The 12687-nt window shown below is 56.2% G+C and carries 12 protein-coding genes; all 12 read right to left on the reverse strand.

Features of this window, described 5'->3' with window-relative positions:
* Positions 1-57: 57 nt before the first annotated feature.
* The 12 genes from ACFFK0_RS03490 to ACFFK0_RS03545 all read right to left on the reverse strand — a co-directional run bounded on the left by ACFFK0_RS03490 (position 58) and on the right by ACFFK0_RS03545 (position 12654).
* Positions 58-822 (reverse strand): Ger(x)C family spore germination protein, encoded by a 765-nt coding sequence (locus ACFFK0_RS03490; RefSeq protein WP_377468508.1) that lies wholly within the window; start codon positions 820-822, stop codon positions 58-60.
* Entirely contained in the window at positions 819-2399 is a 1581-nt protein-coding gene (locus tag ACFFK0_RS03495; RefSeq protein ID WP_377468509.1) for a spore germination protein, read from the reverse strand. The genes ACFFK0_RS03490 and ACFFK0_RS03495 overlap by 4 nt, the downstream gene beginning before the upstream one ends.
* Positions 2396-3505, reverse strand: a complete 1110-nt coding sequence (locus ACFFK0_RS03500; protein ID WP_377468510.1) for a GerAB/ArcD/ProY family transporter — start codon at positions 3503-3505, stop codon at positions 2396-2398. Before ACFFK0_RS03500 ends, ACFFK0_RS03495 begins: the two co-directional genes overlap by 4 nt.
* A 396-nt stretch (positions 3506-3901) precedes the next feature.
* On the reverse strand, positions 3902-4591 hold the full coding sequence (locus tag ACFFK0_RS03505) for a YceI family protein (RefSeq protein WP_377468511.1): 690 nt from the start codon (positions 4589-4591) through the stop codon (positions 3902-3904).
* A 71-nt stretch (positions 4592-4662) separates the two neighbouring features.
* Positions 4663-5511, reverse strand: coding sequence for a M56 family metallopeptidase (locus ACFFK0_RS03510; RefSeq protein ID WP_377468512.1), 849 nt, complete (start codon positions 5509-5511; stop codon positions 4663-4665).
* Positions 5512-5925 carry a BlaI/MecI/CopY family transcriptional regulator gene (locus tag ACFFK0_RS03515; RefSeq protein ID WP_377468513.1) on the reverse strand — a complete coding sequence of 138 codons (414 nt, stop codon included), beginning with the start codon at positions 5923-5925 and terminating at the stop codon, positions 5512-5514.
* A 437-nt stretch (positions 5926-6362) separates the two neighbouring features.
* On the reverse strand, positions 6363-7067 hold the full coding sequence (locus tag ACFFK0_RS03520) for an AAA family ATPase (protein ID WP_377468514.1): 705 nt from the start codon (positions 7065-7067) through the stop codon (positions 6363-6365).
* Between the two features lie 20 nt (positions 7068-7087).
* The gene (locus tag ACFFK0_RS03525; protein ID WP_377468515.1) at positions 7088-7414 is read right to left on the reverse strand and encodes an antibiotic biosynthesis monooxygenase; all 327 of its coding nucleotides are present in this window, start codon (positions 7412-7414) and stop codon (positions 7088-7090) included.
* A 32-nt stretch (positions 7415-7446) separates the two neighbouring features.
* On the reverse strand, positions 7447-9324 hold the full coding sequence (locus ACFFK0_RS03530) for an ABC transporter ATP-binding protein (protein WP_377468516.1): 1878 nt from the start codon (positions 9322-9324) through the stop codon (positions 7447-7449).
* The gene (locus ACFFK0_RS03535; protein ID WP_377468562.1) at positions 9305-11062 is read right to left on the reverse strand and encodes an ABC transporter ATP-binding protein; all 1758 of its coding nucleotides are present in this window, start codon (positions 11060-11062) and stop codon (positions 9305-9307) included. Before ACFFK0_RS03535 ends, ACFFK0_RS03530 begins: the two co-directional genes overlap by 20 nt.
* 43 nt (positions 11063-11105) lie before the next feature.
* Positions 11106-11783 (reverse strand): PadR family transcriptional regulator, encoded by a 678-nt coding sequence (locus tag ACFFK0_RS03540; RefSeq protein WP_377468517.1) that lies wholly within the window; start codon positions 11781-11783, stop codon positions 11106-11108.
* A gap of 202 nt (positions 11784-11985) precedes the next feature.
* The gene (locus ACFFK0_RS03545) at positions 11986-12654 is read right to left on the reverse strand and encodes an MBL fold metallo-hydrolase (protein ID WP_377468518.1); all 669 of its coding nucleotides are present in this window, start codon (positions 12652-12654) and stop codon (positions 11986-11988) included.
* Positions 12655-12687 lie beyond the last annotated feature (33 nt).

Genomic DNA, 12687 nt, shown 5'->3' on the forward strand with positions numbered 1-12687 from the left:
GCTTGGGTTTAGAGACTTACGTTGGGTGTAAATGGAACGAATCTTGTTCAGCAAGCCCTATTTATCTTTCTCGCCGGGGCAGCTGCCTTTGATGAGCGCGTTGCGGTACTCCCTCAGAGCCATATCGATCCCCATTTTATCCGGCTTTTTCATGTAGCCTACCAGCCGGTCCCCCTTAAACAACGCCACATCCGCCACAACATACGTCTCGGCTTTCCCCCTCACGTATTCGATATCTATGACATCCATCGTGGGGGATAGGCCCGGCGTGGCCAAGTAGCTGGTGAAATCGCGAAGGGTCATTTTCCGGGTGGGCAGCTGGCGGAGACTGGCTGTTTGAATCAAGTCCGCCATCGTCTTCGCAGGCACGTTGCCAAGCTCGATCTTCGTATTGAGCAAATCCGCCGCCTTCCCTCTTGTAACCGCCATATAGGTACCCGTCCGGCTCTCCGGGTCTCGCGAGAACCAGGACATATACGGAGCGATCCCTTCTTTGGCTATTTCCTCATTGAAAATAATAATCTGCATGTGCGACCAGTACAGACGGCGCGGCGAGATTTCGTTCAAATTGTGAATCGCATCCATAACCGTATTCCCCCGTTCGGACAAGCTCCACGTCGGAAGCGCCGAGCCTCCGGCCGTCCCGCCCTGCTTGGCGGGCGGCTTAATCACTTGGGCCGTCACGTAAATGCCGCCGCGGGGGTCCTTATCGATGCCGACACCCATAACGACAGCCAGATCGTTCAACTCCTTCTTATCCCAGCAGCCGCCAACCGCCAGCAGAGGGAGCAGCAGCAGCAGCCTGATCACATACGTCCTCACCCGCCCGACTCTCCTTCAGGGTCCAGATTAAGCCGCCGCCTGTTGTCGGGACTGGCCACTTCCTTCGGCCTCATCTTCAGCTTCGTCCAGGGAAAGCGCAAGAACGTATCCTTCCACCCCTGCCTATGAAAAGGGACGATCGGCGACATATAAGGCACACCGAACGATCGCAGCGTCTGAAGATGGGTGAATACCAGAATGACCCCGAAGTAAAATCCGAACGCCCCCAGTACGGCGGAGCAGCCCAGCAGGAAAAAGCGAATCATTCTGGCGGAAATGGCGATATTGTACGATGGCGTCGTGAACGAGGCAATCGCGGTCAAGGATACGGTGATGACTGTGCCCGGAGCGACCAGCCCCGCTTCGACCGCCGCCTGTCCGAGCACGAGGCCGCCTACGATCGATATCGCCGTACCGACAGTCTTCGGCAGGCGAATACCGGCTTCCCGGAGGATCTCGAAGGTCAGCTCCATCAGAGCGATCTCCAGCGCAGCGCCGAGCGGCACCCCTTCCCGCTGCCCGGTTAAGGCGATCAATAGCGGTGTCGGCAGCATCTCTTGATGAAACGTCAGCAAAGAGACATAGAAGCCCGGCAGGAAGAACGAGAGCAGGAACGTCGTCGTCCGCAGCAGCTTCAGCAGCGAGGATATATCGAAGCGTTGGTAATAGTCCTCATTGGAATAAATAAACAAGCCGATCGTCGCCGGCACGACGAGAGCCATCGGCGTTCCTTCCAGCATGATAGCGACACGCCCTTCCAGCAAGCAAGCCGCAATCCGGTCGGGACGCTCCGTGCTGAAGACGGTCGGGAACGGCGTATATGCCCGGTCCTCGATCAATTCTTCGATATATAGCGATTCGAGCACGCCATCGATGCGAATGGCGCCTAACCGCTCACGCACCTGCTCAACGATATCCGGCTTGGCTACACCCTCGATGTACAGCACCGCCAGCGGCGTGTTCGACACCGTTCCGATCGCCCTCTGCTCGACCTGCAGCCGCGGGCTGCGAATTCGCCGCCTGACCAGCCCGATATTGGTCTCTAACGCCTCGTTAAACGCTTCATGCGAGCCGCGAACGACATTTTCCCGCTCCCCTTCCGAGACGGACCGCCGCTGGCCGCCGTTCGTTTCGCACGCAAGCCCCTCGCCCGCCCCGTTCATTAAGACGAGGGTATTCCCTTCCAGCATTGCCTGAACCGCCTCTTCGCGGGAAACGATGACCCGTACTCTAGCCGTTGAGAGCATGTTTCCGATATGTTCGAGCGGGACGGTGCCAAGCCCGGACTTCGCCCCCAGGAAGGAGATCAGCGGCTTGGCTACATGCGTATCGAGCGTCATTTTATCGACAAGGGAATTAATGAACAAGAGGGCAGCGAGCTTGCCCTCCTCCCCTTCGATACGGCGGACAACGACGTCGCTCGCAGGACCGAACACTTCCGTCACTTGGGCGATTGCGGTCTCGATCTCCGCAGCCAGGTCCTGACATCGCTCCGCCGATGGGGGCTGCGCCTCGGCAGTGATGCGGAACGCATGATTCGTCTTCGAGCGCAGCAGCTGTTTTATCATATCAATCATGTCGAACCTCCCGCCCCGCCCCGCATCCGGCCTCTCCAGACGGCTGCGATCATAAGCAAACAAGGTAACCCCATACCGATCAGAGTGGAGTAGAATGGATATACGTCCATTAGAAAGTCATACAGTTCAACATAGCTGTCGTTATTGTAAAGGGCTACGATGATCAGCAGCACCCCGGTCGGCGTCGTCAGGCTGCGGTAGTCGTTCAAGCCGAACAGCTTGGCCGTTCCGCTGCAGGCGGCGTACAAGAACAGCGAAATTTTGGCGAAGGAGCCGAGACTCCACAGCAGGATTCCGATAAAATCCAGACGCTGCAGCTGCCCGACCTTGATATCCCGAAGAATCTGGAAGCTGGGAAAGCTAAGCCCTTGGCTGAGCTCTTCCCCGAATATGGCTATAGGCCCTGTTACCGGGCCCAAAAACATGATAATCAGAATGAGGATGGTCAGCACACTGTACCATTTGAGCCGTTTCCTTCCGGACTCGCTCACGTGCGGAAACACCATGCTCATGACGAAGAAGGTGCTGTACAGCGACAAAAGGCTTAATGTCCCCATCAGCACAGGCGGGATGCCGTGCTCCAGCATCGGCAGGAAATTGAGATAATCCTTATCCTTATGCGTCAGCACCGAGGCGAGCACGCCGATTGGAATCATACACATCAAGAACACTTGGTTCGTCCGCGCGACCGTCTCGATGCCGCCCCGAGCCGCATATACGGCAAGCAGCACGATCAAGGTCATGAAGACCAGGATCGGCGTGCGCGGTGTCACGGACGACGTAAAGAACTCGCCGAAGCCCCGTATGGAGATCGTTATATCATGGAAGAAATAGAAAATGGCGACGGCGGCGAACAGCTTGCCGAGCCATTTGCCCACGGCCAGCTCGGCATATTCGACGACGGAGCACCCCGGGAATTTTTGTGCAAGCGCTGCGGTTACATAAGCGGTCAACGCCGCCGGCACCAACACCAGCAGGAGAGACAGCCACGAATCTCTGCCGGAATGGTTCAGAATGACAGGGATGAACAACAGATGTCCGGTTACGGTAATCGAGGAAATGGCAAGCATCATGGCCTGGGGAATGGAAATTTGAAATTTGTCCATCGTTCACCTCAGTTTCCATTTACTCTTAGGTTGCGTAGGGGCATTGTGAATTATGCTTCCATCCGCCTAACGGTCCCCGCCCTATACCGCTCCGGATGGCGCATCCGGTGACATACGATGTTCTGCATCGCTGACGCCCCAGCTACCCCAACCATGCTTCGCATCACGCATCGCTAACGCCGCGGCTTATACTCCTCCCTTAACAGAAAGGCAGCCGCTTTCGCAACATTGCGCATGCGGCTGCCTTCTAATCAAAGTATCCTACCGATAACCCGGCGAATCTCACCCCCATACAGGACTTGGGCGAACGTCCGTCATGTAAGGCATGCAAGCCAAAAGAGGCTGTCGCGACAAGTAGTTGGATCTACCTGCCGGGACAGCCTCCGCATCGGTTTGTTATTGTTTTAAGATCAAGCTCAGCTGCAGCGTCACGTCATTCTGCGTATCCAGCACAACCGTATGCGGATTTTTCATGCCGAAGTCGGCGAACGTCACCTTCGATTTTCCCTGCATCTTGATTTGGCCTTGTTCGAGCAGCGCTTCGCTCTCGAAGGTCACGTCCTTCGACATCCCCTTCACTTCCAGCTTGCCCTTCATCGTGAACGGCACTTTGACGCCTTCCTGCCACTCCTTCGGCAGCTGCTCGAACGACGTCACCGTGAATTTGGCCTCCGGGAACTGATCGACTTGCATATAATCTTTCCCTTTAATATGGTTGTCCCGCTGGGCGTTGCCCGAGTTCAGCTTCGATAGGTCGACAGCGGCTTCCGCTTTCATCTTCGCGGGATCGGCCGCATTATATTCCCAGCTGCCCTTAACGGCATCAATCTTGAAGTTGACCGTTTCCTTCGACGTCGTTACGGAGAAGTACACTTCGGAGCCGGTCTGGATGTTCCAAGTTCCGTCCATCTTCGGCGCCGCAGCCGCATTGGATGCTCCCGCGGCCATCGCCGGCTGAGCAGCCGCATCGCTCGAAATGACCTGCTTCACTTCCACATGGTTGCCTGCAAAATAGTCGAAAGCCCAATAGCCTCCGCCTACCAAAACGACAACAGCCGTTGCACCAGTAATTAATGCTTTCTTCATTCTCCATCATCCTACTTTCTAATATGATATATACACTACATTGTGTAGTGTTGGCGCCGAAAAAAAGGGGGTTATCTGCTCAATAAATCAAACAGCACCGATAGCCCCATGATGACCGCCGCCGAACGAATCATTAGCTCCCAAGGGAAATGAAAAGGCGGCTCCGCTTGCGGATCGATCATATGCTGGATTCGGAAATTGACCGACGTATCGGCAAATGCGGAATACGCGAACGGCAGCGTCGCGCCTCCTTGCCGGACAAGCTTGATCAACGCGCTGCCCAGGCTGGACTCTTCGCCTTTCACTCGAATCGCATACCGGTCGGCCAGCACTTCCTGAAACATATGATTGTACCGGTGGCACCAAGCGAGAATCGGAACGTACCACAGCACCTTGGACAGCCACAGCGTAACGAAGCTGCGAAGCGGGTGGCGCTTCAGCTGATGGAACCGCTCATGCAGAACGACCGCTTCCAGCTCCGCGTCGTCCAGCAGCCGCATCATGCCGGCAGACAGAACGATCCGGGGACGAAGGAAGCCCATCGTCAGGGCAATCAGCCCGGCATGAGTCGTCACGATCAGCTCGCCTTCGGCCAGCTTGAACTGCTTCAGCATCTGCTCCGTCAACGTCCGGTCCTGTGCGGACCGCATGCTCCGCCACGACCGCCGGGCCCAATACCCTTGTTTCGCCGCCAGCCATATGCCATATCCGAGCGTCGTAACGACGAGAGCATTCAGCACATACATCAGGTATATTAATCCTGTAGCCTGAAGCCAGGTCATGCAAATCTGGAACAGGTTAAAATTGGAGGACCACCCAAACATCATCTGTGCGGTATAGGACAGCATCTGCACGATAATGAAGCCGGACAATATCAAGGACGACCAAAATAGAGTACGAGAACGGCGCTCCCACATCATTCATCGTTCCTTCTTCATCGCTTTAATTTTTTGCTCCAGCTGCTCGAGCAGCTCGGGATTCACATCTTCTATCGCATCGATCATATGGTTGACCACCAGCGGGCCGAAATCTTCGATCAGCTCGTGCGTGATTTCCTTGGATTGCTTCTCGAGAAAATGCTCTTTCGATTCCGTAGGGGAATACACCGACGAACGGCCGGCCGAACGCCGCGACAAAATGCCTTTGTCCACAAGCCGATTCATAACGGTCATCACCGTATTGAAGTTAATCGGCTTCTCTTGGTCCAGCTTCTCCTGAACCGCCTTGATCGATTGCTCCGGCTTCTCCCAGAGAATATCAAGAATTCGCGCTTCCAGCGGCCCGAAAAAACGATTCAGCCCCCTCTCATGAAACTTGAAGTTCGTAATTTTCATCTGCGCTCACCCCACTACATATTGTAGTGCAAGAAGATATGTTCGTCAAACTTGCTACCATCATAACAGAGAAAGCTGAAGATAACCTGAAAATCGGTGAAAAATTATGGAAAAATCCGGAGCCCCTACCGGGGCCGGCCACCAGGCACTGATGTATCCGCATTAGCCCTTCTGTCTGGCCGGCTTAATGGCGTTTTCCAGCTTCTTGATCCGGCTGTTGTCGGCATGCTGCCGCGCGGACTTGCGCTCAGCCGGGGGCTTGTCAAACCGCCTCAGCCGGGGCCCAAGCGTGAGCTAAGCATCGAACAAATCGTAGAAGCCGCCGCTGCATTCCAAACCTCCCGGAACGGGAGTCGCAGGCTGCGCAATGGGGAAAAAGCACTTGATCATGGATCAAATGCTTAGCGGCTATTCATAAGATGCTAATCGCCTAACCGTCAGTCTTCAAACAGCTCGGCGAGCACTTTATCCCGGTTCTCCAGAAATCGTCTCGTCACGATATAGTGCAGCGTATCCTCGTACCGGATTTCTTCGACCGGCTGATCGTCAAAGTTCAAGATTTGCGCATCCGGATATCCGAGCAGAATCGGCGAATGCGTCGCGATAATAAATTGGGCCTCTCGCTCCAAGTCCTTGATCACCCGCAGTAAGGCAAGCTGCCTTGCCGGCGATAGAGCCGCCTCCGGCTCGTCCAGCAGGTAGATCGCCCGTTTCCCGAAACGGTGCTTGAACAGCGATAGGAACGCTTCGCCGTGCGACTGCTGATGCAGAGACCGGCCGCCGTAATACGGCAAGCTCTCAGGCATCGTATCCAAATGCGAAGCAAAGTGGTAAAACGTTTCCGCCCGCAAGAAAAATCCGTTCGTCACCTTAGGCATCCAGGACAGCCTGACATAATCGCCTAGTCCGGAGTGAGAGGCATCGACTTCATAGGTGTTGTTCCTGCCGCCGCCCGCCGTGTTAAAACCGCATTGATAGGCAATCGCCTCGAGGACGGTCGATTTGCCCGAACCGTTTTCGCCAACGAAGAAGGTCACATTGGTCTTAAACTGAAGGGAAGTCAAGCTCCGGATCGCCGGAATGTTGAATGGATAGTCCGACGCTCCGGTCCGATTCACAATCTCGCAGCTGCGCAAGAACACGGTATCACCTCATTATCATGCTACTCCACTGGACCTTCTTTGATCGACTTCACTTCATACATATTCACTGTCGTGCTGATGACAAATTCCGGCTTCGGTTTGCCGTGGTTTTGCCGGTGGCCTTGAATGTGAGCGTCGCTCTTCTCCCAATTTTTCCAATCCTCTACGGATCTCCATCGGATCATCACAACGACTTCTTCTTCGTCTTCCTGCTTCTTTCGATTGACCATGACTGTCTTGTCGATAAGTCCTTCCATTTCGTCCATCGGGCCGGGTTGGCTGAAGCGCTCGACGACCTGCTCCGCGTTACCTTTCTTCACGACAATCGTTCTGGTTTGAATGAACATAGCTCATAGCCTCCTCTAATTTGGTAAATCAGTTATCCCGTGACGGGATTCGCCGCCCGGCTTCCCTGAAAGTTTCCCTGAAAGCGGCCGCGGTTCGCACCGGGCTCGCCGCCTTGAGCATGACGGTACAATTCTTCGTAATAGCCCTGCATCGCAAGCAGCTCGTGATGCTTCCCCTCTTCGACGATTCGGCCGCGGCGCATCACGATGATCCGGTCGGCCTGCATGACAGTCGATAAGCGGTGAGCGATGACGAGCGTCGTCCGTCCTTCGGACACGACCTTAAGCGCTTGCTGAATCAGCTGCTCCGTCTGGGAATCCAGATTCGCGGTCGCTTCGTCCAGGATCAGGATTCGCGGGCGGAAGACGATGATGCGCGCGAAGGACAACAGCTGCCGTTCGCCTGCGGACAAACCGCTGCCGCGCTCCGATAATTTCGTCTCGTAGCCGTCCTTCATGCGGCGGACCAGCCGGTCTGCGCCGACGAATTCGCATGCGCGGATGACCTCGTCGCGAGAGATCGATTCGTCGAACATTCTTACGTTATCGATAATGCTGCCCGCATACAGATACGGCTCCTGCTGGACAAGGCCGACGATCCGCTGCAGCTCGGCCTGCGGCAGCTCGCGGATATCGATGCCGTCGATAAGGATGCTGCCTTCCTGGACATCGTAGAATCGGCACAGCAAGCTGATCAGCGAGCTCTTGCCCGCTCCGGTCGTGCCCACGATGCCGATCATTTCGCCGGGATGGATATGAAGGCCGAGTCCGTGAATGACCGGCGAACCGCTCTCATAACCGAACGTAATGCGATTGAAATCGATACGGCCTTGAACCGCTTCCCGTTCGATCCGGACCGGCTGCGGTTTGTCCTCGACCTCGGGGCGAATATCGAACACCCCCCATATCCGGTTAACCGCAACGGTAGCCGATTGCAGCGTGTTCCACTGCTGCGTGATGGCGATTACCGGCTGGAAAAACTGGCGAATATACGTGATGAACGCATACAGAACGCCGAATTCCAGCGTTCGGTCCAGGACTGCCATGCCGCCGAGCCATACGACGAAAGCGATCGTCAGGTTGCCGAGCAAATCGAACGAACGGTTAAACAGCACAAGCGTGCGAATTTCGCGAATATTAGCCTTGTAGTAAGCGTCATTCCGCTCTTTGAACTGCTCCGCCTGCGCCTTCTGCTGATGGAACGCTTGAATCAAGCTCATACCCGACAAGTTCTCGGCCACGAATGCGACGAGCCGGGACAGCCGCGTGCGTGCCATTTGGTACGTATTGCGCATAAAGGAACGGAACGCGACCGCGATGATTGCGATCAGCGGCAGCAACACCAAGCAATACATGCCGAGCGTTCTATCGAGCTGAAACATCATGACCAGAATGAAGACCAATGTAAAACCGTCGCGCAGCAGCGTGAGAATCACTTGATTGAACAATTGGTTCAGCGCCTCGGTATCGCTCGAGACGTGCGTAATGAGGCTGCCGCTCGGCGTCTTGTCGAAATAGGACATGGACAGCTTCGTGATGTGCCCGAACAGCTGCTTTCGGATTTTGGCCACGATGCTTTGCCCGGCGTTCTGCAGCAAATTGCTCTGAAGGTAACTGAATAACAGCCCCAATATCGACAACCCGAAGTAAATGGCGCAAATGGTCAGCAGACCGCCGTAGTCGTTCTTGCCCGCCATCAGATTGTCGTCGATCGCAATCTTGACCAAGTACGGCTGGAGCAGCTCGGCTGCAATTGCAATCACGGTACATAGCACGACCAGCGCAAAGGTCATCCGGTGTTCTGCGCCGTAAGAGACGAGGACTCGAAGGGCGGAACGATACTGGGGCTTCTGCTTCCTGCCGGTATCCGTCTTCTGATCCGTCTGCCAATTAGTAATGGCCTGCCGCATGCTGGCTTCCCTCCTCTTGAATCGCGTGGAGCGCAGCGTACAGCCCCGGCCGGGCAAGCAGCTCCTCATGATTCCCGCGCTGGACGATTTGTCCGCCCTCCATGACGAGAATCAGATCGGCGTGCTTCAAAGCGCTGATGCGGTGGGTGATAATCACGGTCGTCTTGCCCCGCCGCTCTTCCCGGATCGTCTGCACAATCTCGCTCTCGGTGACGGCATCGACGGCGCTGACGCTGTCGTCCAGGATCATGAACGGAGCCTGCTTGATGAGGCCGCGCGCCAGACTCGTTCGCTGCCGCTGTCCTCCGGATAACGTGATCCCCCGCTCCCCCAGCTTCGTCTCGAAGCGATCGGGGAATTGGACGATATTATCATAGATCCGTGCTTGCTTGGCCGCGATCTCGATCTCCTCCTGTCCGGCCTCCCGTCTGGAGAAGGCGATATTGTCACGGATCTTCGTGCTGAACAGGAAGCCGTCCTGAGGCACATAAGCGATCTGGCTGCGCAAGCTCTCCAGCGTCAGCTTGCGGATATCCGTCTCTCCGATTCGAATCGCGCCCGCAGGAGGATCGTACATGCGAAGCAGCAGCTTGACGAGCGTCGTCTTCCCGCTGCCGGTCCGTCCGACGATGCCAATCGTCATGCCGGGAGCAATCTCGAGATCGATGTCCCGCAAAGCAGGCTCCGAAGCTCCTGGATAAGAGAACGTCAGCCCTTGCATATGCACGACAGCTTGCCCGAGATCGACCGGCACGGCATCTTCCGCCTCTACGATGTCCGGCCGCACCTCGACCAGCTCGTTCAGCCGCTGCAGGGACGCGCGGGAACGCTGCACGGTGTTGATGACGTTGCCGATCTGCTGCAGCGGCGTCATCAGCATCCGGACGTACAAGGTCATCGCTACAAAATTACCGAGCGTGAGCTTTCCCGTAACCGTCAAGTAACCGCCGAGCGCCAGCGTGACGATTAAAGACATCGAGCCGAGGAACGGAACAAGCGCCTGAAAGAACGAAGACATCCGGACCAGCGACAGCTGGCTGTCCCGAATCCGGTCGACGTAAGAGCCGAAGCGCTCGGTCATGATCGGCTCTACCGCGAACTTCTTCGCGACGCGAATGCCGCCGAACTGCTCCTCGGCCGTTTCCGTCATCGCACCCAGCGCTTCTTGCACCCTCATCGACCGTTTGCGGATGGCCGGCCCGAAGCGCGTTACGATCCAGGGAATCAGCAGCAGCGGTCCGACGGAGGCTGCTACCAGGTAGAGCGGGATGTCGCTCAGGAGCATCGCGCCGATACACGAGAGCAAGAGCAGCGTCGCCATCGCCAGTTGGTTGATGCCCATGGAGATCGATTCCCTAACGCCGGTGACGTCGTTCATGAAATAGCTGAGCATTTTGCCGACGCCGTTCTGCGAATAATAACGCTCGCTCAGCTCCGAGAAATGCGCGAACAGACGGCGGCGGGTCATAAATTCGAACAGGCGGCCGACATACATGATCAAATATTGGCCGTACCCGCCGATGACCGCATGCCCCGCACCGACCGCCAGCAGCAGCAGGCTGTACCGAACGACATCGTGTCCGGCCAGCTCCCCGGACTGCAGCCGGTCCGTGAAGCCGCCAAGCACCTTAGGGAAATAGGCATACACGATGCTTGCGGCCGCATGCAGCGCGAATGACGACGCATAAATACGCCACGTATCTCCGAAATACGGTTTCAGGATACCCTTAGACTTCAATAACGTATCGCCCCTTTCGCCCGCTTCACAGGACTTCATCCGATCATTCGTCCCGGTTGTCATTCGGCAACGAACCCGTCCCGTCTGCAGTCGTTTCGTCCGAATCCGCATTCGGCAGCGAGGCCACGATGTCTTTCAGGTTATCCTGGAGCTTGCTCATCAGCTCTTGAAACTGCGCCGCCTGCTCGGAGGACGGGTTCTCCTTCGCCGCTTCCGCCGCCCTCGCCATCAAGTAGACGACATCGGACCATTCCTTGACGAAGGCGCGCAAGTAATGCTTCCCATATCTTCCTCCGTGATGCCGATGCCGTCCATGCTCCCAACGCTTCTCCGGCCGCTCCTTGTCCTGGCTTTCTCTTTCGCGCAGAAAGGCCGCGCCTTCATCCGTAATATGGTACAGCTTCTTGCCGTCCGTTTCTTTGCAGCCGATCAGCTGCATGTCTTCCAGCAGCTGCAAATTCGGGTAAATGGAGCCGGGGCTCGGCGAGTACAGCCCGCCCGTCTTCTCTTCCATCGCCTTCATTAACTGATATCCGTGCATCGGCTCCGACGCCAGCAGCTCAAGCAGGGCGAATTTGAAACCTCCGCGTTCGAAGAAGCGCTTGCCCTCCCCCCTTCCGCCGTGTCCGCCCCGGTGCTCGCCATGACGATACCTCTTGTTAAGTTCACGGTACCCGTCCGGATGACGCGACGGTCCGAAACGGTGATCGCTATATCTCATAATTGCACTCACCTTTCAATACGATATATCGTTATATTATTACGATATATCGTATTGTGTCAACATAGATATTTCCATGATCCGGAATATTTCTCGGCTGAAGAAGGATGAGCCGTAAACGAGAGTACGATCAAACGAAACGAAGCCGATCTCGGACGGGAACCGTTCCCGCCGTGAGTCGGCCTCATTTTCATATCGCTCATCAGCCCTTGGAAATTTCGGCAAGCCTCTCTTGCAGGCGCTCCGTACATACGCCTCCGTGGTACGTAATAATCGTTTCGATCGGCAGCGGCAGAAGCTTGGCCACCGACCTGCGCGCCTCCTCCATATCGGGCGTAAAATTCGGATCGGGCGGCATCAGCGTCCCTTCGTGCGAGGTCAGGGCGTCGCCGGAAATTAACGTTCGGCTCGGCTCATGATACAGGCAAATGTGATCCGGTGTATGGCCCGGTGTGAACACAACCCGAATCCCTCCGCAATACGGAAGAATGTCTCCGTCCTGCAGTGTCGCATCCACTCTGGCGGGAGGAACGACGATGCCGCGTTTCAAGAGCGGCGCTTCGCCCTGTATGTAGGGCTTCGTCAGCTCGTGGGCGAGCACCTCGATACGTCCGTTCGTGGCGCCAACCAGCCCGGGCAGTCCGCCGATATGGTCCAAATCCTGATGCGTAATAATCACTTTCGTCAGCCTGTCCAGCGGGAAGCCCTCCGCCGCCAGCGTATCGCGAATTCGCTCGATTTGGCCGGGGATGCCGGTATCGACGAGAATCACGTCCCGCTCATCCCACAGCAGCGTTGCATGGACGACGAACGATCTCCCCCCGGCATCCATGTCCAGCTTGACGGCTTTGACACCTGTATTTCCGCTCATCCTGAGTGCCTCCTCTCGAATCGATATCTTTAT

Origin of the sequence: Paenibacillus chartarius (assembly GCF_042432825.1) — a bacterium.
Lineage (GTDB): Bacteria > Bacillota > Bacilli > Paenibacillales > NBRC-103111 > Gordoniibacillus > Gordoniibacillus chartarius.